Annotated in this window: 19 protein-coding genes and 1 pseudogene; 14 read left to right on the forward strand and 6 right to left on the reverse strand. The window is 46.3% G+C overall.

Annotated elements, in window-relative coordinates; genetic code table 11:
- Positions 1–10 precede the first annotated feature (10 nt).
- The 6 genes and pseudogenes from L0M98_RS10635 to ligA form a co-directional block, all read right to left on the reverse strand.
- Entirely contained in the window at positions 11–3,493 is a 3,483-nt protein-coding gene (locus L0M98_RS10635; RefSeq protein ID WP_227215838.1) for a SusC/RagA family TonB-linked outer membrane protein, read from the reverse strand.
- A 161-nt stretch (positions 3,494–3,654) separates the two neighbouring features.
- Complete coding sequence (locus tag L0M98_RS10640) at positions 3,655–4,818, reverse strand: FecR domain-containing protein (protein WP_227215839.1); 1,164 nt, start codon at positions 4,816–4,818, stop codon at positions 3,655–3,657.
- A 55-nt stretch (positions 4,819–4,873) separates the two neighbouring features.
- Complete coding sequence (locus tag L0M98_RS10645) at positions 4,874–5,431, reverse strand: RNA polymerase sigma-70 factor (protein ID WP_227215840.1); 558 nt, start codon at positions 5,429–5,431, stop codon at positions 4,874–4,876.
- A gap of 199 nt (positions 5,432–5,630) precedes the next feature.
- Positions 5,631–8,129, reverse strand: a complete 2,499-nt coding sequence (locus L0M98_RS10650) for an ATP-dependent Clp protease ATP-binding subunit (protein WP_099293507.1) — start codon at positions 8,127–8,129, stop codon at positions 5,631–5,633.
- 161 nt (positions 8,130–8,290) lie between these two features.
- The gene (locus L0M98_RS22765; protein ID WP_441301365.1) at positions 8,291–9,064 is read right to left on the reverse strand and encodes a helix-hairpin-helix domain-containing protein; all 774 of its coding nucleotides are present in this window, start codon (positions 9,062–9,064) and stop codon (positions 8,291–8,293) included.
- A 9-nt stretch (positions 9,065–9,073) separates the two neighbouring features.
- A pseudogene (ligA, locus tag L0M98_RS10655) lies at positions 9,074–10,804 on the reverse strand (NAD-dependent DNA ligase LigA); the annotation flags it as partial.
- 236 nt (positions 10,805–11,040) lie between these two features.
- Between ligA and L0M98_RS10660 the strand changes: the two are divergent.
- From L0M98_RS10660 to nuoE, 14 genes are all read left to right on the forward strand, one after another.
- Positions 11,041–14,046: a hypothetical protein gene (locus tag L0M98_RS10660; RefSeq protein ID WP_227215842.1), complete on the forward strand. Its 3,006-nt coding sequence runs from the start codon at positions 11,041–11,043 to the stop codon at positions 14,044–14,046.
- A 446-nt stretch (positions 14,047–14,492) separates the two neighbouring features.
- Positions 14,493–14,837, forward strand: coding sequence for a DRTGG domain-containing protein (locus L0M98_RS10665; protein WP_099293512.1), 345 nt, complete (start codon positions 14,493–14,495; stop codon positions 14,835–14,837).
- A gap of 10 nt (positions 14,838–14,847) precedes the next feature.
- On the forward strand, positions 14,848–15,261 hold the full coding sequence (locus L0M98_RS10670; RefSeq protein WP_099293514.1) for an ATP-binding protein: 414 nt from the start codon (positions 14,848–14,850) through the stop codon (positions 15,259–15,261).
- Positions 15,262–15,454: 193 nt separating this feature from the next.
- On the forward strand, positions 15,455–16,798 hold the full coding sequence (locus L0M98_RS10675; protein ID WP_099293516.1) for a [Fe-Fe] hydrogenase large subunit C-terminal domain-containing protein: 1,344 nt from the start codon (positions 15,455–15,457) through the stop codon (positions 16,796–16,798).
- 36 nt (positions 16,799–16,834) lie between these two features.
- On the forward strand, positions 16,835–17,170 hold the full coding sequence (locus L0M98_RS10680; RefSeq protein WP_099293518.1) for a DRTGG domain-containing protein: 336 nt from the start codon (positions 16,835–16,837) through the stop codon (positions 17,168–17,170).
- An 11-nt stretch (positions 17,171–17,181) separates the two neighbouring features.
- Entirely contained in the window at positions 17,182–17,910 is a 729-nt protein-coding gene (locus tag L0M98_RS10685) for a PHP domain-containing protein (protein ID WP_227215843.1), read from the forward strand.
- Between the two features lie 65 nt (positions 17,911–17,975).
- Positions 17,976–19,004: a virulence RhuM family protein gene (locus L0M98_RS10690; protein WP_186976366.1), complete on the forward strand. Its 1,029-nt coding sequence runs from the start codon at positions 17,976–17,978 to the stop codon at positions 19,002–19,004.
- A gap of 79 nt (positions 19,005–19,083) precedes the next feature.
- A complete protein-coding gene (locus L0M98_RS10695; protein WP_227215844.1) occupies positions 19,084–19,881 on the forward strand; it encodes a hypothetical protein in 798 nt (265 codons plus the stop codon).
- Between the two features lie 609 nt (positions 19,882–20,490).
- Complete coding sequence (locus L0M98_RS10700) at positions 20,491–20,883, forward strand: response regulator (protein ID WP_227215845.1); 393 nt, start codon at positions 20,491–20,493, stop codon at positions 20,881–20,883.
- 259 nt (positions 20,884–21,142) lie between these two features.
- Positions 21,143–21,691 (forward strand): ATP-binding protein, encoded by a 549-nt coding sequence (locus L0M98_RS10705; RefSeq protein WP_099293528.1) that lies wholly within the window; start codon positions 21,143–21,145, stop codon positions 21,689–21,691.
- Positions 21,692–21,717: 26 nt separating this feature from the next.
- Positions 21,718–22,116, forward strand: a complete 399-nt coding sequence (locus L0M98_RS10710; RefSeq protein WP_186976364.1) for a (2Fe-2S) ferredoxin domain-containing protein — start codon at positions 21,718–21,720, stop codon at positions 22,114–22,116.
- A gap of 27 nt (positions 22,117–22,143) precedes the next feature.
- On the forward strand, positions 22,144–23,934 hold the full coding sequence (locus tag L0M98_RS10715) for an NADH-quinone oxidoreductase subunit NuoF (protein ID WP_099293532.1): 1,791 nt from the start codon (positions 22,144–22,146) through the stop codon (positions 23,932–23,934).
- A gap of 66 nt (positions 23,935–24,000) precedes the next feature.
- Entirely contained in the window at positions 24,001–25,773 is a 1,773-nt protein-coding gene (locus L0M98_RS10720) for an NADH-dependent [FeFe] hydrogenase, group A6 (RefSeq protein WP_227215846.1), read from the forward strand.
- Between the two features lie 18 nt (positions 25,774–25,791).
- A complete protein-coding gene (gene nuoE / locus L0M98_RS10725; RefSeq protein WP_227215847.1) occupies positions 25,792–26,268 on the forward strand; it encodes an NADH-quinone oxidoreductase subunit NuoE in 477 nt (158 codons plus the stop codon).
- Positions 26,269–26,308 lie beyond the last annotated feature (40 nt).

A 26,308-nucleotide genomic window follows, 5' to 3' on the forward strand; every position in this document is an offset into this window, starting at 1 on the left:
GGGCTACATTTTAAAAATTAACCGTTAATCCAATAGTAAATTTCCGAGGTAACGGGTAAGAATTCAAATTATCTTTTCCAGTCTTAAGATCTATCAATTCCGGATCCAACCCCGAATAGTTAGTCAACGTAAACAAATTCTCTCCCGTGATAAAAACACGCGCCCCGGATATACCGATTTTCTTCGCAATATTCTGGTGTAAATTATAACCTAATGTCAATTGTTTCAAACGTATAAAGCTTACATTCTCTATATCACAATCATACAAACCACTATATTGATTCGGTTCGTAATAATACTGTGCTTTAGGATAATCCGCTTTTTTAGAATCTGCCCCGTTCCAAATATTCACGTCATTCATATCAACAAACAACGGTCTTCCCGCTTTGGAAGGCTCTAACGCCACGTCATCATAAAGTTTCAACACGTGACGCCCCAAAGAGTAATTAAAGAATATATTCAAATCAAAGTTTTTCCAACGCAACTCGTTTATCCAACCGCCATGAGCTATAGGTAGCGGACTAGCTGCATAATACATATCTACATCCTGTCCGATTCTTCCATCTCCATTCAAATCGAGAATCCGTCGACTACCCGGTGTAAACACAGCATACATAGCATTCCCATATAACGGTTGAGGCTCTCTTTGTGCATTATAATAAACAGGCACTTCATCAAACGAACTGTAAAAACCATCCGTTTTATACACTTTCAGCTGATTCAAGGGTTTACCTATCACTTGATTTTCGAAATCAAAACCGTCCGCACTCTTCTCAAAACGATTCCAGTTCCGTGAAAGATTATACTTCATTCTCCATTTCACCGCCGTATTTCTCAAAATATCGGCTTCCAATTCCAATTCTATACCTTGATTCGAAATCGCCATCCCGTTTTGCCACTGAAAACCATGGAAATAAATATTTCCCGGCAACTCTATCCGATTTAATTGACCTGTCGTGTAGCGATAATAATAATCCAAAACCAAACGCAAACGGTAATCGAAGAAACTCAAATCCAACCCTAAATCATATTGATCCGTCTCTTCCCAACTTAATTTCTTATTGATAACCCCTCCATTAATATCGGGAACAATACCGGCTGAGCCATGGAACGTTCCACTTGCCATTAATAATCCTTGCGACAAGTAACGTTGCCCGAACTTTTGCCCGGAAGTACCCCAGCTAGCTCGAATTTTACCGAAACTCAACCAATAACACGATTGCATGAATGCCTCATCCGAAAATGTCCAACCGATAGCAAAAGCGGGAAAGGTTGCCCAACGCACATTCTCCCCGAAGACAGAAGAACCATCCCGACGAATAGTCGCCTCAAACATATACTTCTCTTTGAAATTATATGTCAAACGCCCGAAATAACTATTCATACGCTCCTCCGAAAAAGAAGATTCATACTCAAACGCAGACTCGTAAAAAGGCTCTCCCTCTCCTGACACATTCGTGTTATTCAACCCGTAATTACCACCCCATCCGGTTCCCACGTAATGTATTTTATCATTGGGACCGTTTTTCCCGGCTCCCTTATTATTAAAAGACTGATCTTTTTGGAACGACAACCCTAACATAACATTAAAATTATGCTTATTCAAATAACTAAAGGAATAAGTCAATAAATTCTCGTTCAATATCGACAAATCTCTCGAGATTGTTCCTTTTGATTCCGAAAAATGAGTATAAGCATCTAAACTGGCTGGTTTAAAAGTATTTTGATTCTGCTGGTTATAATCAACTCCCGCTGAAACCTTCAAATGCAAATTACGAATCAATTCGTAATCAAAAACCATATTATAACGCAAAGAATAACTCTGATTTTTCTCCGAAACCTCATTCAACTTCTTGGCCATACTTTCCCCGAAAGCACCTCCTCCCGGCAACAAAGTCGATGTCTTTTTCGGGTCAGAACTAACGCTCTCTATTTTTTGAGCACCATGTCCGGCATTAGAGCCTCGACTACGGTCACTATACGTAAGTCCCAACTGCGTATCCATACGCAGACGTTTAGTCGGATACGCCGTCAAATTGGAAATCACATTAAAACGCGTAAATCCGGTATTAATAACAATCCCCTCCTCATCATAATAACCGGCACCCACAATATAACGTACATTATCGTTACCACCGGAGGCCTGTATATTGGCATTAACCACGTTAGCGGTTTGATAATTCAACCGATACCAATGAGTTGAATTATTATAAAAGGCATTCAAACTATCCTGTAAAACAATTGCATCCTGACGAGTGGATGCGTTACCCCAGAACCAATCGTACATCGGACCATTCGGTTTTCGAAGACTCAATACCTCTTCATAAGAAGTCGGCATCTTCCACTTTCCATCGGCAGTCTTATAAGGCAATACCGTATTGCGCAAAGCATTCAAATGGTACATTCTCTCGTAACTTCCCCCGTACTGCACGGGTGCTTTAGGCAACCAAGATGCGGAATACGATACATTCACGTTAAACTGGGCTCTACCGGCACGCCCCTTCTTCGTGGTAATCAAAATTACCCCGTTACCGGCACGAGAACCGTAAATTGCCGCGGAAGCCGCATCCTTCAACACCTCAATAGACTCAATCATCGAAGGATCCAAATCAGACAGTGTATTTGCCCCGGTAACAGCCGAAGTAAAGGATTGCATCGGGATTCCGTCAATCACGTACAAAGGAGTACCGTAGCCCCTGTCTGATCCTTCTCCATCCACAAACAACGAATTGTAACCTCTAATCGCCACAATCGCACCACCACCACCGGGAGAACCGGAAATATTATTTACCTCGACACCCGCCATGTGCCCCTGCAGCAAATTCTCCAGACTATGCGTCGGCAATTCCTTCAAATCATCCCCCTTCACGGAAGATATGGCACTAACCACCGTACGTTTCTTCTGGGAACCGTAAGCAACCACCTGCACCTCATCCAACCCGGATATATCCTCCTGCATCTTCACAACCAACAACTTATCTGCAGTGTAAGCCACTTTCTGGGTCTTAAACCCGATAAAAGAAAACACGAGATACCCTTTTTCTTTGGGTAACGGCAATACAAAACGTCCTGCCGTATCCGTTGCCGTTCCCACTTGAGTACTATCCAGCATCACGGTAACCCCGGGCATAGGCACATTCTTCTCGTCAACCACCTGCCCCTTGATGATATACGTCTTTTTCTTATTATCATCCGCAGCCGCACGAATAATTACCACGTTATCATCATAAGAGAAAGTCAAACCTAACGAAGGCAACCATTCCTTCAACACCTCATCCAAAGACTTGTTTTCCACCTTCAAACTCACCTTCCCTTTTTGTTGTATCATCTGATTATTATACAGAAAATCACAACCGGACTGTTGACCGAGTTCCGTAAAAACAGTCTTCAACGAAACATTCTCCATCTCCAGATTAATCACGGTTTGCTGTGAATAAACATTCGCTTGCACCGAGATGAAAAAAACAAACTGAAAAAGACAAAACAATTTCATAAAGATTAACATTTTCCGAACAGGAATCTTGCACAAAGCCCTTATTCGAATTCGACTTTTTTGCATACTTTTGTTTTTTAAGATTATACCATGTACAACAACTACCTAACACGCATTTGTTGTACTTTATCTAAAGTTGGGGATTGGGGAATCCCCAACTTTCATTTTTCTTTAATAATTACATTCTTTCCATTTACTTCAAACACCACCAACCCGGTCTGTTCGAGCTTTTCAAACAAACTCACCACCTCATCATACCGTCTCAAACGTCCCGTAAATTCCAATGATTTAACACCCGGGTTCCGATAAAAAACATTCAAATCATACCACAACGCTAACGTCTCCATAATATCCTCCAGCGTCATCTGGTCAAACTTGTAATATCCATCTTTCCACGCCGTGTACAATTTTGTATCCACCTGTTTAACCTCGAACCTACCATCCTCTATATCATAAATTGCCTGTTTCCCCGGGCTCACCTCCACAGACTCCCTTCCATCCGTCAACTGAATTTTCCCCTCTTCCAATGTCGTTTCTATTCTCCCGCGTCCCGGATAAGCCGTCACGTTAAAAGAAGTTCCCAAGACCTGAATCTGCACATCACCTGCCTGCACGAAAAAAGGACGTCGCTCATCTTTCCGAACTTCAAAATAAGCCTCTCCTTTCAACTTAACCTCCCGCTTATCTCCCGCAAAAACAACCGGATAACTAATTTCCGACCCCGCATTCAAAAACACTTTCGTCCCATCCGCCAGAACGATATTGTACTCCGAGCCCCGGGGAATAACCAATGTATTGAACTCCACCTTTTCGGGAGCCACAGAATCCGTTGACGTATACCTCAAAGTCGCATTCTCATTCGCGATTTGCACGCTATCCTCACGAATAAACTTTCCATCATACTTCTCAAGCTCCACTACCTCTCCCGTGTTCAACTTCAAATGAGCTATACTCGTGTTCACGTTCTGTCGCACATCTCGCGGAACAACTTGATTTTCCTGATTCGTCCCCAGCCACCTGTACAACAACACACTACACAACAAAACAGCTATTGCAGCCGCCACGGAATAACTCCATCGAATTTTCAACTTCCTGCCGGCACGTCTGGATACCACCTTCGCCTCTATCTTTTTCATAACGGACGCTCCCCTCGTCCCCGGAGCCTCTTTTACCAACCGGGCACTTCGAAACATCCCCCGCAACACTTCCACCTCCTTCTCCCCATCATGCTCTCGCAACCAAGCCTCCACCTCTTGCCGCTCACTTTCCGACAAGACTTCACCGGACAAATAAGCTGCTATTATTTCACTGATTCTATCATTCATATTAATTCCTTTTCACTAAAGGAACCTAACTATTGATTTCGGGTGACAGCAGATATTATTTTTTTCCTAAAAAAAATAACAACGTCAAATAATCATCCGTTTTTAACGCTTTACGCAAAAATTGCAAAGACCTCCCCATCTGAGTTTTCACCGTGTTAATGCTAACACCTAATTGATCTGCCACTTCTTGATATTTCATACCTTCCATACACACCATATGCAATATGCGTCTACGCTCTTCCGGCAAGGCTTCCATCGAACGATACAACTTCTCCACCAATTCCGGATCCACCCCTTCCTCTTCATCATACAGCTCCTCCCGAATCACATCATGTTTATCCTCCCGTCGCCTCGTGTTCCGCAAATAATTCAAACAACCGTGCTTCACAGCAGAATAAAGATAGTTCTCCAAACTACCGCGCAAACTATTAAAACGCCTGTTAGCCCAGAAATCAACAAAACACTCTTGAACAACATCCGCAGCCTCCTCGGCATCCCCCAACAATTGAGTAGCAAACAAAATTAACGGATCATAAAATGAAGCATACAACAAACGAAATCCTTGCTGCTCATTCTTTCTAAATAACAATAATATCTCCTCGTTGTTTCCCATTTTTATGACCAACCTTATTTTCGGGGCTAAAATAACAAAACTCCTTATTTATTTACTCATTTCACACACTTTTTTTAGATTTAACCACCTATCTTAAACAATATTCATGTATCACTATCACCTACCACCCAGAATCATACACGAAAAAAGAGGAGATGTTTTGACACCCCCTCTTCATCTAATTTATCTTTCTGCAAACCTATTTCTTTTCCTTAATTACAATCTTATCTTCCGCCTTGTCGTATTCCACGTCAAGCTCCGTACCTTCTGCCACGCCTTTGATGATAACCTCTGCCAGTTCATCTTCAAGGTATTTCTGGATAGCACGTTTCAACGGGCGGGCACCGTATTGCGGATCGTAACCTTTCTCGATAATAAAATCTTTCGCCTCTTTCGAGATCGTGATCACCAATCCTAAATCGTTTACCCGTTTGAACAAGCCTTTCAACTCGATATCGATAATCTTGTAAATATCCTCTTTCGTCAAAGAGTTGAACATGATAATATCGTCAATACGATTCAAGAACTCCGGGGAGAATGCGTTCTTCAAGGCCTTCTGCACGATACCTTTAGCGTAATCGCTATTCTCGGTCATATCTTGAGAACCGAAACCTATTCCGCGGCCGAAATCTTTCAACTGCCGGCTTCCGATATTGGACGTCATGATAACGATCGTGTTCTTGAAATCAATCTTTCGTCCCAAACTGTCCGTCAATTGTCCGTCATCCAACATCTGCAACAAGATATTGTACACGTCCGGGTGAGCCTTCTCGATCTCGTCCAGCAATACCACTGAATACGGTTTCCGCCGTACTTTTTCAGTCAACTGACCTCCTTCCTCGTATCCCACGTATCCCGGAGGCGCCCCGACCAATCGGGAAACGGCAAACTTCTCCATGTACTCGCTCATATCGATACGAATCAACGCGTCCTCCGAATCAAACAAGTAACGGGCCAACACCTTCGCCAACTGGGTTTTACCGACACCGGTCGGTCCCAAGAATATAAAGGAACCTATCGGACGATTCGGGTCTTTCAACCCCGCACGATTCCGGTGAATAGCTTTCACGATCTTCTCGATAGCCTCTTTCTGCCCGACAACACTATCCTCCAACTCGTCGTGCATCTGCAACAACTTCATCCCCTCCGTCTTGGCAATACGCTGTACCGGAACTCCCGTCATCATGGCAACCACTTCGGCAATATGCTCCTCGGTCACGGTTACCCGGTTTTCTTCCAGATCACGTTCCCAATTCACTTTCTCGTCCTCCAATTGCTTCAACAACTGACGCTCCTTATCCCGGAAAGCGGCAGCCACCTCGAAATTCTGTTGTTTCACGGCGTCCTTCTTCTTCTCCTTCACCTCTTCCACGTCCTTCTCCAACCGCTCGATAATCGGGGGGACATTAATATTGGAAATATGTACTCTCGAACCCGCCTCGTCCAAAGCGTCAATCGCCTTGTCAGGCAAAGCCCGATCGGAAATATATCTCATGGTCAACTTCACGCAAGCCTTGATGGCATCGTCCGTGTAGCGCACGTTATGATGATCCTCGTAACGGGACTTGATATTATTCAAAATCTCCACGGTTTCCTCGACAGAGGTCGGCTCTACCAGTACTTTCTGGAAACGACGTTCCAAAGCCCCGTCCTTCTCAATATTCTGACGGTACTCGTCCAAAGTCGTCGCACCGATACATTGTATCTCCCCGCGAGCCAATGCGGGTTTCAGCATATTGGCTGCATCCAGACTACCTCCGGAGCCCCCGGCACCCACGATCGTGTGAATCTCGTCGATAAACAGGATAATATTCCGGTTCTTCGCCAACTCCGCCAGTATCGCCTTCATTCTCTCCTCGAACTGTCCGCGGTACTTGGTACCCGCCACGATAGAAGCGATATCCAACGAGATCACCCGCTTGTCAAACAGCACGCGGGACACTTTCTTTTGGATGATACGCAAAGCCAGTCCCTCGGCGATAGCCGATTTGCCGACACCCGGGTCACCAATCAATACCGGATTGTTTTTCTTCCGACGGCTCAATATCTGGGCCAGCCGTTCGATCTCCCGGTCACGCCCCACGATAGGGTCAAGCGTCCCCTCTTCTGCCGCCTTCGTGATGTCGATACCGAAATTATCCAATACCGGAGTGTCGGATTTCGACGATACCGGACCACCTTGGCGATACGGGTTATACATGGATGCATCATCATCCCCGTCTTCCGGGTCATCCCCCTCGTCGTTAAACTCGGACTGCATCCGCATCTTTTCTTTCAAGACCGCCTCCTTGAAAGTGTCATAGTCAATATCCATTGATTTAAACAGCTTCGTCACGAACCCGGCTTGATTCTTCAAAATAGCCAGCATCACGTGTTCCGAATCCAATTCATCATCTCCCAAATCCCATGCTTCCTCTGAAACACGCTTCAGCACGCTATTCGCCGCCAACGTGAAATCCAATTCTTCCACCTTGTCCGACTTATAGCGTTTACCATCCAGACGTTGCTCTATCTTATCTTTCACCTCGTAAAAATCCAACCCTAAAGACATCAATATATCAACCGCCCTTCCACTTCTCAACTTCAATAAGCCCAGAAACAAATGCTCCGGGTAAATCTTCGAATTACCCAGCCGCTTCGCTTCTTCACCTGCCGAAGTCATGATCTGTTTTAGTCGTCTTGTATCTTCTTTTCCCATATTCTTATACCGCCTTTCACGGTCCTCACTTATTACAATTTTAATCTCGTAAAGGTACTATTTATCATTCAATCTCCAAACTAGAGTTTATAAAGTTTGTAAAGTAACTCCTCCCCTCGTGTCCCCTTCAAACCTTATGAACCTTATAAACTTTATGAACCTTATGAACTCATTAATGTGTTAAACTCTTTTTCGTTCAAAATAGTTACATTTAACTTCTGTGCTTTTTGCATTTTGCTCCCGGCATTTTCCCCGGCGAGCAGGTACGTGGTCTTACTTGAAACAGAATCACTGACTTTCCCGCCCGCTTTCAGAATAACAGCCTTGTAATGTTCCCGCGGCAAAGAAAGAGTTCCCGTGATCACGAACGTCATGCCCGCCAATTGATCGGACTCTCCCTCTTCTTCCTGTATCATTCCGCTAATACCATATTGCAAAAAGCGTTCCATCATCTCACGGTTCTCGTTTTTCTCGAAATAGCGAACCACGCTTCCCGCCATCTGATCGCCGATATCTTCCACTTCCGTCAACTGTTCGAACGTAGCATCCATCAGCACCCGCAGGTCTTTAAAATGCCGAGCCAGATTACGGGAAGCCGTTTCCCCGATATACCTAATTCCAAGAGAATTAATAAATTCCGGCAAATTCCGTTGCTTCGATTTCTCGATCCCGGCAATCAAATTATCCACCGATTTTTCCTGCAAACGATACACGCTTAACGTGTTTATCTTCCGAATAAACTTATCTTTCCCCTGTAAAAAACGATAAACACGCTCGGCATCCTCACGTGACAATTCGTCAGTTTCCGCTATTTCGTCCGCGGTTGCCGTGTAAAGCCGGTAGATATAATCAAACTTAACAGACAGCAATTCAGACTCGTGGAAATCTATTCCCGGTATATCCAGCGCGTAGATCACCGTATCCAACGGTATCATATCGACCTCTCCCGCTTGCTTCAACCGCTCCAGCGGCTCGTTAAAAGGCATCCGGAAATATTCCAGTATCTTGTTGATATTCTTTTCCCTGTCCCCGGGGAACTGCAAGTCCGTCAACGCCAGCAACTCCTCTTTCGTGGCGGAAGCCAATCCCGGAAGCCCCCCGAAACGTCCCGCCAACACCTCCGCGTTCTTTGCCGAAATATTCTTCACCCCGATCTCGAAAGCGTATATCACCCTTGACAGCGGTATACTCGTCATCACGTAACTCTCCGGGTACAGAATCTTTTCCAACCCGATCAATTCTGCCCGTTTGGCAGGTAGCGTATAAATATCCGCGATATCCCTAATAAACCCTTTCGTGAGCAGCAAATCAATCGTTTCGCTTCCCATCCCCTCTATATCCATCGCTTTCCGGCTCACGAAATGCTCCAGTTTCCCGGCTATCTGCGGCGGGCAATGATCCTCGTTCGGGCAATAATGATTCGCCTCCCCCTCGTTCCGAATCAATTCCGTGCCACATTCCGGACAACGGGTAATAAATTCAATCGCGGGTGCATCCGGCAATCTTTTCTCCACGTCAACCCCGACAATCTTGGGAATAATCTCCCCGCCCTTCTCCACGTACACCATATCGTGCAAATGCAAATCCAGTTCCCGGATAATATCCTCGTTGTGCAATGAAGCACGCTTCACCGTGGTACCTGCGATATGCACGGGTTCCAAATTAGCCACCGGGGTGATTGATCCGGTACGTCCTACTTGGTAATCCACGCTCAACAAGCGGGTTTCCACCCGTTCAGCCTTAAACTTGTACGCCACTGCCCAACGGGGCGACTTCGCCGTGTAGCCCAATTGCATCTGTTGCTTGATACTGTTTACCTTAATCACGATACCGTCTATCGGCACCGGCAGATTCTTCCGGTCGACATCCCATTTATGTATAAAATCCAACACTTCGTCCAGAGTATGACACACCTCCATGTAAGGCGGAACATTGAACCCCCACTCCCGCGCTTTCATCAGATTCCCGTAATGCGTGGCTGTCAGCGTGATCTCTCCCGGAACATAATACAAGTAACAATCGAGTTGTCTTTTCGCCACGACAGACGAATTCTGCAACTTCAATGTCCCGGCAGCGGCATTCCGGGGATTGGCGAACAAAGCCTCTCCCGCCTCCAAACGTTCCTCGTTCAGCCGGTTGAACACGGCAAAGGGCATCAGTATCTCACCCCTTATCTCAAATTCCGCGGGATACCCCTCTCCCTGCATTTTCAAGGGCACTGTCCGGATTGTCCGCACGTTTGCCGTCACGTCATCCCCTTTCACCCCGTCCCCCCGGGTAGAGGCAACCTGCAAATGCCCTTCCTCGTAACGCAAACTGATTGACGTCCCGTCATATTTTAATTCACAAACGTATTCCACCTCATCCCCGCCGATACCTTTACGCACGCGCTCGTCAAAATCCCGTATTTCCTGTTCGCTGTACGTATTTGACAATGACATCATTCCATACTTGTGCGCCACTTGCACAAACTCGTTATTCGTATCGTTACCCACTCGCTGAGTAGGCGAATTGGGATCGTACATCTCGGGATGCTTCGCCTCCAAATCCTCCAACTCGCGCATCAACTTGTCAAACTCAAAATCCGATATCACCGGAGCATTCTTCATGTAATACAAATAATTGTAACGCTCCAATTCCTTTCTCAATTCCAGTATTCTCTCTTTTTCCATCATTTTCCAGTTTTTGCCTGCGGCAAGTTACAAGTTGCAAGTTACATTTGCCTACGGCAAGTTGCAGGTTATCATATCGTATCCGGATAAATCCCAGCCATCAATCGTAAATCTAAAATCATAAATCTAAAATCGAACAGCCGTTTCGCAAAGATAATCGTTCTTCGTGGAGTATCATATCAAAAAAAAATATATTTTAGCCGACTATTTACAAGTAAACAAACTACAAGCATACACTTATGAAATATTACTATACACTGAAAAATGCCAGAATCCTCTTCACCAGCATACTATTCACGTGTCTGTTTATTATTCCGGCAAAAGCCCAATTTGTAGACCTCGGGCAAGACCCTTGCAGCACCCGCTGGCGACAAATCAAGACAGACAATTTCCAAATTATCTACCCCGACTTCTTCGAGCAGAACGCCCAATACCTCGCCAACATTTATGCGAAACTCTACGCCCATGCCAACACGCTAGGCATCAAAGCAAAAAAAATGTCCATGATCGTCCGGGCAAACGGAGGTATATCCAACGGAAACGCCGGTTGGGCTCCTAAAAAAAGTGAACTCTACACGGCTCCCCCGCAAGACGTCAGCGACGATTGGCTGGAACACTTATGCATACACGAATTTCGCCACATCGTGCAATACGACAAGGTGAATCAAGGATTCACGAAAGCATTATATTACATTTTCGGGGAACAAATCACCATGGCCGTCATCGGGGTATACGTACCCATGTGGTTTCTGGAAGGGGATGCCACGGTCTTCGAGACCTCCGTCGGTCATAGCGGACGAGGACGCTCCCCCGAATTTCTGAACGAAATGAAAGCCCAAATCACAGAAAAAGGCATCTACACCTATTACAAAGCCGTGCTGGGCTCGTACAAGGATTTCGTCCCGAACCGCTACACACTCGGCTACTACATGGTCGGCAACAGCCGCATCCACTACGGTCCCGGCATCTGGCAGGACGCATTGACACGTGTCGGCAAACGCCCGTACGGCATCACGCCTTTTGCCCGTAGCCTGAAACTCACGCTAAACGAAAAGCGGGATTCCTTGTGGAACACCCGACACTTCCAGTCCCTTTTCATCCACCCGGACAGCGTGAAAAAGGCAAACACCTATTGCGATGCCAAACGTACCCTATACCGGGACAACTTCAGCGAACTACAACAAATCTGGCAACGGGAAGCCAATCAAGTGAACCACTTGTTCGACACCATTCCCACCCGCGATGAACTATACGCGAACTACCACTACCCCGTGCCAACCCCCACGGGCGAAGTCATTGCCTATAAAGAAGGGCTAGCACAGGAAGGCGCCCTCGTGTTTCTTAAACCCGCGGGCGACGAGATAATTACCCGCACGGGTACTTTATACGATTACAAATTCGCGTACAACAATCACACACTCGTGTGGTCTGAATACAAGGCGCACCCCCGCTGGCAACAAGGCGGAAAAATGGTACTCGCCACGTATGACCTGCTACGCAACAAATACCGCCGCCATCCGGCTCGCCAGAACCGTTACGCCCCGTTTACCGTGGACGACAACTGGGGGTTCGTCGAGGTCGATAAAGAAAATCAGGCCTCTCTCGTGATCATGGATGCCCGCTTGGAAAAAGAACTTTTCCGCTTGAAAGGAAACGGCACGGAATTATTCGTGCATCCCTCCCACGACGGTCAAGGCAATATCATCACCATCGTTGTCGACACGCACGGCAAACACATCGAATCCGTGAATATACGTACCGGGAAACGCACACCATTGACGGCAAACACACCCTACGAGATTGACAACCCCGTCGCCGCGGGCAACCGGATCATCTACCGGGGAGCCTTCGACACGAACAACTCGTTCTACTGTCAAGATCACCCGAACGATTTCGGTCACAACGCCTTGAATGCCAAATTCGGATTGCGCTATCCCCAACTGTCCCCCGGCAAAGACTCTCTTTATTTCTCGTTCTACACCGCGGACGGTTACAAACCGGCGAAAATAGCCGTCAACCGACTCGAGAACAACCCGATAGAAAAAGAAAAATTCCCTATCGCAAACACCGTGACACAACAGGAGGACTGGCAATTCGCGTTAAATACCGACTCCACCTATGTCAGTCGGAAATACAACAAAACCCTCCACCTGTTCAACTTCCATAGCTGGGGTCCCATATTTCCGGATGTAGACGACACGGATGTTGATTTCGGTATTGCCGCCAGCTCACAGAATAAACTCAGCACGCTATTCCTCACTGCCGGGTACGTGCGGGGCAAGGGATACAAACACGGTAATTGGCAAGTGAAAGCATCTTACAAAGGATTCTGGCCTATACTGGACTTGGAATTCAAAAGCGGACGCAACGACGATGTTTACAAAACACTCGTAAACTATACACCACGAAGGGAAGAACTACAACAAGACACGATACGCATAGTTTACAAATCACGATACACCAAGGGAACCGCTACCCTACAATTCCCATTCAATTTATCCAGAAAAAACTACTACCGTAACATTATACCTTACGTGAGATACGAATTACAAACTATTCACGACTACAAACACAAGAACACCTATTTATTATCAAACCGCCATTGGCAAACTGTTCCCAATACCCCCCCCTACGTCAGTGTCACCGGGAAGCCGGACAATATCACGCTTCAAATCATGCGCTACGGGCTTATCCTAAGCAACCAAACCCGCATGAGCGAACGGGACATCAACCCTCGCTGGGGACAACGTTTAACCTTCGGGTACCAGCATACTCCTTTCGAGAATCTGGATTACGGCAATTCGACATGGGTAGAGGGGCGTTTCTATTTCCCCGGCTTCGCTCCCCACCATTCTTTTTCCCTCTATTTGGGACATCAGGACAAATCCCTGAAAGACCGGAGTTATTACAGCAATCAAATCCAGTCGCCCCGCGGGCTCTCCCTGTACGGGTATGACCTCTCCACCCTGCACACCACGTACAGGATGCCGATTTGCTACCCGGACGCCCACGTGGGTCCCATCCTGTACATGAAACGAATCACGGCAGCCGCATTTTTTGATGTCGGGCACGAGAAAAACCAATATTACAAAAAGACATTCTACTCCTACGGTATAGAGGCAACGGTCGATACTCATTTCTTCCGCCTCCCGTTCCCCATGAATCTGGGGTTCCGTTTAGGATACGAAACTAAAAAACAGTCCATGTTCGCAGACATGATATTCTCCGTGAGCTTCACTATCTAAACGACACGTCCCCCCGACCGAGAGTAGACATGTCAAAACGCTTTTCTCCTGCCCTACTACCCCGTAACAAGGATTTTGGGCGGGTATTGGGCGGCTTGTAGGCGGCATCGCCCACTCATTGCCCACACTTAACCCACTTATAGCCCACGTTTTAGTAAGAAATAAACATGTTTAACATTCAGGTACAATCACACCAAACCACCCCACGGGCGGGCATTAAAACACCGCCACACACCCGATATGCCAGCCTTCCCCTAAATAAAGTATTGACTCAAGGTAGAATCCCCACCGTCTTCGGAAAGAATTTAGTTACCCTCCGCCTTCGGAAAACCCTTGTAATCCCTCCATCTAAAATCTAAAATTCAAAATTTAAAATCTAATTCAGGCAATCTTGTTGAAAATCCGGATTACTTTATCTAACTTAGGAGCAACCAAAAAACACAATTATGACTCTAAAAGAAGTTGCCGTATTACTTAACGCCCGGATAATCCACGAAAACGGTCATCTCGACAAGGTTATCCGCCACGCCTTCGCTGCCGACCTGATGAGCGACGTACTTCGTTTGGACACCAGCGAAATGCTGCTTATCACGGGACTTGCCAACCTGCAAGTCATCCGGACGGCGGAAATGTCAGATATCTGCTTTGTTCTGTTCGTTCGGGGAAAACAAGCCTCCCCCGACATGATAGACTTGGCAAAAGAATGTAACATTGCCATATTACAATGTAAACAAAGCATGTTCAAGGTATGCGGCGAATTGTACAAGGCCGGGCTGGAACCCATTTATTAAAACAACAAACATGGAATTTAGCTACAACATCGAGGGAGGAAACTTTTCCCGAGCCGGATCTGCTTCCAGCGAAGTAAAAAAAATACTCAAACAACTGAATGTCAATCCATCGGTACTAAAACGTATCGTTGTGGCACTCTACGAGGCTGAAGTGAACGTCGTCGCCCACGCTTACGAGGGCACGATGCAGGTAACCATCGCCCCAACCGTGATCACCGTCGTTATCAACGACCGGGGACCCGGCATACCGGACATCGAATTAGCCATGCAGGAAGGTTATTCCACGGCTTCCCCGGAAGTCCGGGAAATGGGCTTCGGCGCGGGGATGGGACTCCCGAACATACAAAAGAATTGCGACCGGTTAAGCATAGAATCAAAAGTAAACGAGGGAACGAAAGTGACCATGACAACGTATTTCAATTGAAAATGAAAAATTGAAAATTGAAAATGAAAAAAAACTCCTCCGTCAGTTTCGCTGACACCTCCTCTATAAACAGAGGAGGAGCTGGTGAATCTTGCCAAAGACGGTAATAGAAATTAAGAATGTAGAATGAAGCGTTGGCAGGTGGGGAGAAGAGAAATCTTAAATCTAAAATCATTAAATCTAAAATTAATAGATGGAACCGTTTTACCACGCCTTGAAAGTAGCCCCGACCGCCTGTATCGGATGCACGCATTGCATGAGTCTATGCCCGACTCAAGCGATACGCATTCAAGACGGTTTGGCCACGATAAACAAAAACGCCTGTGTTGACTGCGGCATGTGCCTCAAGTCCTGCCCCAGACACGCGATATACGTGGAGCAAGACGATTTCAACCAAATATTCAACTTCAAACACAGGATTATTCTCCTGCCCACCGTGCTTTTCGGGCAATTCTCCGAAGAGATCACCGAGCAACAAATCTTCGCGGAACTCCACTCGATGGGATTCACGCAAGTCATTGAAGTGGCTCAAGCGTCGGGAATCCTAACAAAAGCGATGCGCAACTACATGCAGAAAAACTCGCACGACAGACCGTTCATCTCGGCATTCTGCCCCGCAGTCGTGCGCTTGATACAAGTACGTTTCCCCTCGCTGATAGACCATATCATCCCGCTCAAACAAGCCATGGATCTGGGAGCCATTTTTGTACGGAAAAAATACATCGACCAAGGTATTTCACCCGAAGACGTGGGTATCTTTTACGTGACCCCCTGCGCGGCAAAAATTGCCGCCGTGAAAAGTCCCGTGGGAGATGACGAATCGAATATCGACGGGGTTATCAATCTCGATTTCATATACAACAAAATACAAATGGGACTCACGCAACACCGGGACCAGCCCGTCAATCCCGTTTCGGAACAAACTTACTTGTCCCCGGAGTCCATCGCGTGGGCATTAACCGAAGGGGAAGCATCCAAGTTTGAAGGACGCTGCCTCGCTATCGACGAGATTCACAACGTGATAGACATCCTCGAGAAACTGGAAAACGACGAATTGACCGATATTGACTTTCTGGAATTGAGGGCGTGCGACCACTCCTGCGCGGGAGGTGCTCTGGCGGTCAACAATCGCTTCCTGACCATCGAGCGTCTGCGCAAGCGCATGGAAACCAGCGAAAAGGTCAATCGCACCACCTCCGACGACATCCAACAATACGAGTCATACCTCTTCAAAGAGGGACAACTAAGCGGAGAAATCCCGCCGCGTTCCATCGAGCAACTGGACGAAAACATACTCGTTGCCATGGAAAAAATGCAAAAACTCAATCGCATCATGGGAGTCCTGCCCCAGATAGATTGCGGTGCTTGCGGCGCCCCGTCGTGCCAAACCCTTGCCCGCGATGTCGTGCAATGCAAGGCAAAACTCAACCAATGCGTCTTCATGCAAAAGATACTTTGCGCGGAAGACCTCATGACGCCCGACGAATCTCTCGAACTATCCGAGAAAACGTGGGGCATCAAACGATTTGAAAAATAAAAGAAACATACATAAACCCAAACAAACAATAGCATTATGACAGTACAAGACATTATCTCGCGTTTAAATCTTACCGTTTGCTCGGGCAAAGAAGGATTGCAAAGAGAAATCAAAGGAGGTTACACGTCCGACCTGCTAAGCGACGTCATGGGACACGCGCAAGAAGGTGACGTGTGGATCACACTCCAAACACACAAGAACGTGATGGCTATCGCCTCGTTGAAAGAGATTGCCGCGATCATTCTCGTGAAAGGCCATGTGCCCGAAGAGGACACCCTCGCCGAAAGCGAGAACGAGAACATCCCGATTCTCTCCACCCCGTTACAGGCGTTCGAGATCACGGGACAACTTTATAAATTATTACACCCGTAATACCGCCCGTCATGGAAATCCGTGCCGACTTGCATATTCACACCATACTTTCACCTTGCGGGGATCTGGAAATGAGTCCCGCGAATATCATCGGCATAGCTTTAAGGAAAGGCATTTCACTCATCGGGATATCCGACCACAACTCCACCCGACAAGCCCCGCTCATTCAAGAATTGGGAGAAAAACAGGGGCTTCGGGTGCTTTGCGGCACGGAAATCAACTCCATCGAAGAGGTACACGCCCTCGCCTACTTCCCGACTCTGGAAAGACTCGCGGAATTTCAAACTTATCTGGATCATCACCTGCCGGACATAAAGAACAATCCCGACAAATTCGGCTATCAAGTAGTAGTCGATGCCGAGGAACAAATCACCTACGAGGAAGAACGTCTACTGATTTCAGCGCTGGATGTAGACCTCAACACCATAGAACGGGTCGTCCACTCCTTGGACGGCATCTTCATCCCGGCACACATCGACAAATCGCGTTTCAGCATCCTCTCGCAACTGGGATTTGTCCCCAAAGACCTGCGCTACGAGGCTCTGGAACTTAGCTTTCGCATCACACCGGAAGAATTTATCCGGCAAAATGCCTATTTGTCCGGCAACCCGTTTATTCGCTCTTCCGACGCCCATTACGTGGACGACATCGGGAAAGTAACCACCACGCTTTCGCTACCCGATCTATCATTCGATTCCATCCGGAATGCCATACTGAATTTAAAATACAACATCAAGTAAAAAACGGGTGTACACGCTCCTCTAATAAGAATTTATCGCTATCTTCGCTCGTCAAATCAAGAAATATGAGCAAAAAACTCCAAATACATAATAGTACTGCCGAATTTCTTATCTTTCAATTAGAAAGCAAGGAAGAAGGAATCGAAGTATTATATCAAGATGAAACTCTTTGGCTCACGCAGGATGCTATAGCACTCCTATTTGATAAAGGTCGTTCAACAATAGCCGAGCACCTGCAAAATATTTTTCAAAGTCAAGAGTTGCAAGAAGACTCAGTTTGTCGGAAATTCCGACGAACTGCCACAGATGGCAAAGACTATGCTACCAAGTATTATAATTTGGACGCGGTAATATCAATCGGCTATCGCACAAACTCGGTACGAGCCACTCAATTCCGTCAGTGGTGTACATATGTACTTCGTCAATTTGCCATTCGAGGCTACGTGATTGACAAAAAGCGGATGGAGAACGGTACATTCATCAACGAGGACTATTTCGAGCATTTGCTTGCCGAAATTAGGGAAATTCGATTAAGCGAACGCCGTTTCTATCAAAAACTGACTGATATATACGCTACAAGCATTGATTACAACCGAGATGCACCGACAACACGAATGTTCTTTAAAAAAGTGCAGAACAAGATGCACTACGCTATTCATGGACATACTGCTGCAGAACTAATAGTTGAGCGAGCCAATGCAGAAAAAGAGCACATGGGACTTACCACATGGGAAAAGGCGCCTGACGGTAAGATTGTAAGAACGGATGTGGCTATTGCCAAGAACTACCTTAAAGCGGATGAATTAGAGTCGATGGGACGCATCGTCAACGCTTTCCTTGATTTGGCTGAAGATAGAGCAAAACGGCATATTCCCATGACTATGGAGGATTGGTCTACTAGAATAGATAAATTTTTGGATAGTGATGACCGCCCGATATTGACTGATACAGGAAAAATATCGGCAGAACAAGCCAAACTATACGCGGAAAGTGAGTTTGAAAAATACCGTATCATTCAAGACCGATTATTTCAATCCGATTTTGATAAATACAATACAGATAATCTGCTTGATTTTAATTGTGAAGAAAAATAATAATGAGGAGATAATTAAAGTTTGAAGAATTACTTCACCTTTATAGGTTAAATAAAGACAATTTTGAAATACCGAGATTATGTTCGTAGAATCCATGACCGCTGAAGAAATCATCAAGGAAACCAGACGGGACCTTGCGCTCCTTGAAAACTACAAGGAAAAAATATACCAACTCCACCGCCGGGATTTCCTTTTGGCTAAAAAATATCCCGTGACATTCCAGCATGAATGGGTATCGCCCGCCACACGCAACAAATGGCGCGTCACGATCACTTGTCACAGCAAAAAGACACGGGAAGCCCCCGAAATATACCACTACTCCCCTTACGTGACATCCCGGGGAGTCGGCGTCATTTTTCCTTTTTACGATCTGGATACCGAAGACTGGGCATTCAGCAGATTCACCGGACACTTTTTCAGCCGCTACCGCAACCGTTATTTGATACCCAACAATCTATGCACGCCCGGTATGGATGTCATTGATTACTTCATCAAAGATAACATATCCTTTTCTTTATCTGAAAAAAAGAAAGAAGACAATAGCTTCACTTGTTGCCTGAAAGACGGTATCGCTCTTGGTATTTTTGACTCGATTCTCACGTTTTTCCGCACGTTCGTATCACACGATATGCTCTTTAGAATACAGAAACGCTCCCTGCAATCCAGTATCGAATATCAAAAAACACTGGACGATTTCCTCACGAACAAACTTCCCAATTCCTACAAGCAATACTGCCTGCAAGGACGAGTAGGACGGGTTGCAGGTCCCGAACCCATACCCCATCTATCCTTGGACGACGTGAAAGACCTCCTGAAAGATAAACCCAAAATACCGTTGTTCTCTCCACTCACGGGAAAAATCGAGTTCGAGGACTAAGGAAAGGGTTTATAAAGTCTGCGGATACCGCGGTGCTTCGTTCACGGCAGCAAAGCTGCCAAAGAAACAGTACACGTGCAGGTTTTCCCGAGTTCTTTTCCACGTGCATCCCTAGGGATATTCTAAGGTATCTTAGATTGCAATTAATTGATTATTACATTATTATCATACTATCATTCTATTAATATATGATAACAATAGAATAACAAGGAGTGTAACCACTGGGAATCAATAGGATATACATGGGGAAAACTTTATTGTACGCGAACTTTTTTATAGTCGCCTTCGGCGAGTTGCAGGTTACAGGTTGCATTTGCCTTCTGCAAATTACAGGTTGCTTTTCTTGCGTTGTAGACTGTATTCAATATTCACAATCCGCTTAAGCGTAACACCCTCTCAATATGAACTTAAACCCCTCAAAAAACATCTCAAAAAACGAACGTTTAATACGTCGTTTTTTATTCCCGAAGTCGAAGAGCAGGCTATATCGCTATGTATATTGATATTTAATTTCTTAAAATCAAACCTGCTTTCTTTACATATTGGATTTATTGCCTATATTTGTACTCTAATTAAACGTTCATTTTTTGAATGTTCAAAACAAACCGAATGAACAGTAATAACGATAGAGTTGAAACATCAAAAAGCAAAACGATACTCGTTGCCGAGGACAACGAGAGTAATTTTCTTTTGGTCTTCACGGTGCTAAAAAAAGACTACTCTATCATCCGGGCACATAACGGCGTGGAAGCCATTGACAAATTCAAATCAGAAAGCCCGGATATTATTCTGATGGATATCAAAATGCCCGAAATGGACGGACTGACCGCCACCAGAAAAATCCGGGAATACGACACCCGAATCCCGATCATTGCCCTTAGCGCCTTCGCTTTTGAAACCGACAAACAAGAAGCCATATCAGCCGGATGTAATGATTATATCACGAAACCCGTGGACTTCAATTTACTGAGAGCAACACTTAAACGACACCAGACGGAATAATTATACCCCGCCATTCATATCATTGTTTTCCAACGCAAAGCTAAAAACATTCAGGGCACAACAATTAAGGAATAAATTCTTCATTAGAAGCAATCTATATTATTACAAGTTAAGGATAAAATGCTTGTTTCTATTAATAATTTAATTATATTTGAAGCGATTTTTCTCGCGATTGAAACTAAACGAGAGAAAAAAAGAAAAATTTATAAGAGCGTGCGAATCTTATTCAAGAAAAAAAGTGTAAATTAACAGGTGTGGAATGCAAACGTTATCGGACCATATCCTAGATATCGCCCAGAATTCAATACGAGCCAATGCCTCTCGTGTCGAAATCAGCTTGCAAGAGAAACCAAGTACGGATTCTCTTGTATTCACCATTCATGATAACGGACGCGGGATGGACGAAACCACGCTGGCAAAAGTAACCGACCCTTTTTTCACGAGCAGAACGGTACGCAAAGTGGGACTCGGCATACCCTTGTTGAAACAAAATGCCGAAGCAACGGGAGGGACACTGAAAATAGAATCAAAGGAAGGAGTGGGCACGACACTGGAAGCCAGTTTCTCTCTCTCGCACTGGGATCGTCCGCCAATGGGCGACGTGGCAGGTTCTATCGTGATACTTGTCTCGGCAAACCCCGACATTGAATTTATCTACCGTCACATCACGGAGAAAGGAGATTACACTTTTGACACGGAAGAAGTAAAAGAAATCATGGAAGGAGTACCCATTAACGATCCTGAAATCGTTATGGCTCTGCGCCAGATGATACGGGAAAATATAAAAGAAATAACACAAACAACATAAGACAAAATAACCTTAATCATTTAATAATGGAAAAAATTAAATCACTTGCAGACCTCAAACGTATTAAGGAAAACGTGCAGACGAAGATCGACCTTCGCGAGAAGAGCGAACAGGTAGAGAACTTGGTTCAGATAAAAGTAGCCATGGCAACTTGCGGTATCGCCGCGGGTAGTAAGGAAACCATGAATTATTTCATCGAGAACCTCGAGAAGAACGGGATCACTGCCGTTGTCACCCAAACGGGATGCATGGGATACTGCTATGCGGAACCGACAGTTGAGATTACCAAGCCGGGAAAAGACCCGATCGTTTTCGGTCACGTTACCACGGAAAGAGCGGAAGAAATCATTCAAAAGTATTTAAAGAATGACGAGCTGGTGGCTGACATCATTCCGGTTAATTTTGATACAATCAGAGACAGATAAAACAACTAATCAAAAACCCGAATATCTATGAGTTATAAAATGCATGTCCTCGTTTGTGGTGGAACGGGATGTAGAGCATCTGCCAGCCAACAGATCATTACCCGGCTGGAAGAAAGTTTAAGAGAGAAAAACTTGGACGACGAAGTTCAAGTGATCGCTACCGGTTGTTTCGGTTTCTGCGAGAAAGGACCGATCGTGAAAATCATGCCGGACAACACTTTCTACGTTCAAGTGAAACCGGAGGACGCAGAGGAGATCGTGAACGAACACGTGATCAAAGGAAGAAAAGTAGAGAGATTATTATACAAGGATCCGGAAAAGAAAGAAGCCGTGAGCGACTCCAAGCACATGGGATTCTACAAAAAACAACTCCGGATTGCTTTACGCAACTGCGGATTCATCAATCCCGAAAACATCGAGGAATACATCGCGCGTGACGGGTACTCCGCCCTCGCGAAATGTATCACCGAACTGAAACCGGAAGAGGTAATCCAAGAAATCAAACTGTCCGGCTTGCGCGGTCGCGGCGGCGGCGGTTTCCCGACAGGATTGAAATGGGAATTTGCCAGCAAATACCCGGCTGACCAAAAATACGTGGTTTGTAACGCCGACGAGGGTGACCCGGGTGCTTTCATGGACCGTTCCATCATGGAAGGTGACCCCCACTCCGTTATCGAGGCAATGGCTATCTGCGGGTACAGTATCGGGGCTACCAAAGGTTTGGTATACATCCGCGCCGAATACCCGCTTGCTATCCAACGTTTGAAAATCGCTATCCAGCAAGCTAAAGAATACGGGCTGTTAGGAGAAAGTATCTTCGGTACCGATTTCTCCTTCGAAATAGAATTACGCTACGGCGCGGGAGCATTCGTGTGCGGGGAGGAAACCGCGTTAATCCACTCTATGGAAGGACACCGCGGGGAACCGACCATGAAACCGCCCTTCCCGGCTGAATCCGGTTATTTGAATCGCCCGACCAACGTGAACAACGTGGAGACTTTGGCGAACATCCCGGCTATCATCATGAAGGGAGCCAACTGGTTCAACAAAATCGGAACGGAGCGTTCCAAGGGTACGAAAGTATTCGCCCTCGCCGGAAAAATCAACAACGTGGGACTTATCGAAGTACCCATGGGAACCACTTTGCGCGAAGTGATCTACGAGATCGGCGGCGGTATAAAGAACGGCAAGAAATTCAAAGCCGTACAAACAGGGGGGCCTTCCGGCGGTTGCTTGACCGAGAAACACCTTGACGTGCCGATTGATTTCGACAACTTGCTGGCTTCCGGCTCCATGATGGGATCAGGTGGTATGATCGTCATGGACGAAGACGACTGTATGGTATCCGTGTCCAAATTCTACCTTGAATTCACGGTAGAGGAATCCTGCGGGAAATGTACGCCCTGCCGTGTAGGAAACAAACGCCTTCACGAGATACTGGATAAAATAACCCAAGGCAAAGGCACGATGGAAGATATCGACACGCTGAAAAACCTCAGCCGCGTGATCAAGGATACAGCCCTTTGCGGGTTGGGACAAACATCCCCGAACCCGGTACTGTCTACCCTTGATAATTTCTACGACGAATATCTGGCACACATCAAAGACAAGAAATGCCCGGCAGGACAATGTAAGGCATTATTGATGTACCATATCGATCCGGAACTGTGTATCGGTTGCGGGTTGTGCGCGCGCAATTGTCCCGTTGACGCTATCGTGGGAGAACGGAAAGAAGTGCATTTCATCAACACGGCAAAATGTATCAAGTGTGGTGCTTGTATGGAGAAATGCAAGTTCAAAGCAGTTAGCACGAGATAATTGAAAATTGAGAATTAAAAATTGAAAATTGCTTAGGCAACCTGCTAAGCTAAGGAGATTTTAAAGATGGAAAATAATATAACACTAAAAATAGATAACCGAGAAATCAGCGTTCCCAAGGGAACCACGATTCTTGAGGCAGCCCGGGAACTGGGTATCGACATCCCCACCCTTTGCTACATGAACCTGAAAGATTTGTGCATCAAGAACGCCCCGGCATCTTGCCGTATCTGCGTGGTCGAGGTGGAAGGCAGAAAAAATCTTGCCCCCTCTTGCGCCACCCGGTGCGAGAACAATATGGTGGTACGTACCAACACCATGCGCGTGTTGAACGCCCGTAGAACCGTACTCGAACTGATGCTGTCGGATCACCCGTCAGACTGTTTGGTCTGCGCCAAATCAGGCAATTGCGAATTACAGGACACGGCCATCAAATTAGGTATCCGTGAAATTCCGTTCGCCGGCGAGAAATCAGAATTCAAAGTGGATTTGTCACCCTCCATCCGCCGGGATGCGACCAAATGTATCTACTGCCGCCGTTGCGAAATGATGTGCAACGACGTGCAGACAGTCGGTGCGTTAGGCGCCGTGAACCGCGGGTTCGCCTCCGTGGTAATGCCCGCGTTCGATGACGCGTTGATAGACTCGGAATGTACATTCTGCGGCCAGTGCGTTGCCGTGTGCCCGGTAGGTGCCTTGACCGAATTGTCACACACCAATCGCCTGATCAACGATCTGGCTAACCCGGAAAAAACCGTAATCGTGCAAACGGCTCCCGCCGTTCGTGCCGCCTTGGGTGAAGAGTTCGGTTTGGCAGCCGGAACATCCGTTACCGGAAAAATGGTTGCCGCTTTACGCAAACTGGGTTTTGCCAAAGTATTCGACACAGACTTCGCTGCCGACTTGACCATCATGGAAGAAGGAACCGAATTGTTAGGACGTCTGAACGCATTCCTGAATGGCGACAAAGAAGTGAAATTACCGATAATCACGTCATGCTGCCCGGGTTGGGTGAACTTCTTCGAGAAACAATTCCCCGATTTGCTGGACAGACCGTCAAGCGCACGTTCCCCGCAACAAATGTTCGGGGCGATAGCCAAAACTTACTGGGCTGAAAAAATGGGTATCAAACGCGAGAACTTGATCGTGGTATCCGTGATGCCTTGCCTCGCGAAGAAATTCGAGAGCGAGCGTGACGAGTTCAAGACAGACGGTGACCCGGATGTAAATTACTCCATCTCCACGCGCGAATTGGCAGCCTTAATCAAAGAAACGAACATCAACTTTATGCAACTGGAAGACGAAGACTTCGACGCACCGTTAGGTGAATCCACGGGAGCCGCTGTTATCTTCGGCGCCTCGGGTGGCGTGATGGAAGCCGCCCTGCGTACCGCTTACGAAATCCAAACGGGTAAAACGTTGGAGAACGTGAACTTCGAAGGCGTGCGGGGTATCGAGAACTTGAAGGAAGCAACCATCGACGTGGACGGATTCGAATTGAAAGTCGCCGTGGCTCACAGCTTGGGCACAGCACGCAAATTGATGAATGACCTGCGCGCAGGTAAATCACCGTACCACGCAATCGAAGTGATGGCTTGCCCCGGCGGATGTATCGGTGGTGGCGGTCAACCGTTCCATCACGGGGATTCTGCCCGTATCATGGCCCGTTCCAAAGCTCTTTACACGGAAGACTCGGAAAAAAACTTCAGAAAGTCGCACCAGAACCCGTACATCATCTCGTTGTACGAAGAATTCTTGGGCAAACCCATGAGCGAGAGAGCACACCATTTATTGCACACGTGCTATTTCAACAGAGGAAAAGAGATTATTGAACAATAATTATTCGGAAATATCATTATGACACAAATATCATTAGCAAAGTGCAAAGTTGACCAGCTGGTAAGACTGTGTGAAGAGTTCGGAAACCAAGAGGGCGAATTGATCAACGTCTTGCACAAAGCGCAGGAACTGGTCGGTTACCTTCCCAGAGAAGTACAGGAAGTTATCGCGCGTCAACTAAATATACCCGTTTCAAAAGTGTACGGGGTCGTGACCTTCTATTCTTTCTTCACCATGACACCGAAAGGGGAACACCCGATTTCCGTGTGCATGGGAACAGCCTGCTACGTGCGGGGCGCGGAGAAAGTACTGGATGAATTCAAACGAGTTCTGAAAATCAACGTCGGGGAAACTACCGCCGACGGGAAATTCTCTCTCACCAGTTTACGCTGCGTGGGAGCTTGCGGACTTGCCCCGGTTGTATTGATCGGAGAGAAAGTGTACGGGCGGGTAACTCCCGGAGAAGTCGAGAAAATTCTAAAAGAATTTGAATAAAGTAAAGGGGCGGTCAATGTGATCGCCCCTTTATTATTTT

Source organism: Butyricimonas sp. DFI.6.44 (genome assembly GCF_022132345.1).
GTDB lineage: Bacteria > Bacteroidota > Bacteroidia > Bacteroidales > Marinifilaceae > Butyricimonas > Butyricimonas muris.

Excerpts from the sequence above, each read along its gene's own strand:
- L0M98_RS10635 (WP_227215838.1), bottom strand. The coding sequence starts at position 3,493 with ATGAAATTGTTTTGTCTTTTTCAGTTTGTTTTTTTCATCTCGGTGCAA.
- L0M98_RS10640 (WP_227215839.1), bottom strand. The coding sequence starts at position 4,818 with ATGAATGATAGAATCAGTGAAATAATAGCAGCTTATTTGTCCGGTGAA.
- L0M98_RS10645 (WP_227215840.1), bottom strand. The coding sequence starts at position 5,431 with ATGGGAAACAACGAGGAGATATTATTGTTATTTAGAAAGAATGAGCAG.
- L0M98_RS10650 (WP_099293507.1), bottom strand. The coding sequence starts at position 8,129 with ATGGGAAAAGAAGATACAAGACGACTAAAACAGATCATGACTTCGGCA.
- L0M98_RS22765 (WP_441301365.1), bottom strand. The coding sequence starts at position 9,064 with ATGATACCGTTGGATACGGTGATCTACGCGCTGGATATACCGGGAATA.
- L0M98_RS10660 (WP_227215842.1), top strand. The coding sequence starts at position 11,041 with ATGAAATATTACTATACACTGAAAAATGCCAGAATCCTCTTCACCAGC.
- L0M98_RS10665 (WP_099293512.1), top strand. The coding sequence starts at position 14,493 with ATGACTCTAAAAGAAGTTGCCGTATTACTTAACGCCCGGATAATCCAC.
- L0M98_RS10670 (WP_099293514.1), top strand. The coding sequence starts at position 14,848 with ATGGAATTTAGCTACAACATCGAGGGAGGAAACTTTTCCCGAGCCGGA.
- L0M98_RS10675 (WP_099293516.1), top strand. The coding sequence starts at position 15,455 with ATGGAACCGTTTTACCACGCCTTGAAAGTAGCCCCGACCGCCTGTATC.
- L0M98_RS10680 (WP_099293518.1), top strand. The coding sequence starts at position 16,835 with ATGACAGTACAAGACATTATCTCGCGTTTAAATCTTACCGTTTGCTCG.
- L0M98_RS10685 (WP_227215843.1), top strand. The coding sequence starts at position 17,182 with ATGGAAATCCGTGCCGACTTGCATATTCACACCATACTTTCACCTTGC.
- L0M98_RS10690 (WP_186976366.1), top strand. The coding sequence starts at position 17,976 with ATGAGCAAAAAACTCCAAATACATAATAGTACTGCCGAATTTCTTATC.
- L0M98_RS10695 (WP_227215844.1), top strand. The coding sequence starts at position 19,084 with ATGTTCGTAGAATCCATGACCGCTGAAGAAATCATCAAGGAAACCAGA.
- L0M98_RS10700 (WP_227215845.1), top strand. The coding sequence starts at position 20,491 with ATGAACAGTAATAACGATAGAGTTGAAACATCAAAAAGCAAAACGATA.
- L0M98_RS10705 (WP_099293528.1), top strand. The coding sequence starts at position 21,143 with ATGCAAACGTTATCGGACCATATCCTAGATATCGCCCAGAATTCAATA.
- L0M98_RS10710 (WP_186976364.1), top strand. The coding sequence starts at position 21,718 with ATGGAAAAAATTAAATCACTTGCAGACCTCAAACGTATTAAGGAAAAC.
- L0M98_RS10715 (WP_099293532.1), top strand. The coding sequence starts at position 22,144 with ATGAGTTATAAAATGCATGTCCTCGTTTGTGGTGGAACGGGATGTAGA.
- L0M98_RS10720 (WP_227215846.1), top strand. The coding sequence starts at position 24,001 with ATGGAAAATAATATAACACTAAAAATAGATAACCGAGAAATCAGCGTT.
- nuoE (WP_227215847.1), top strand. The coding sequence starts at position 25,792 with ATGACACAAATATCATTAGCAAAGTGCAAAGTTGACCAGCTGGTAAGA.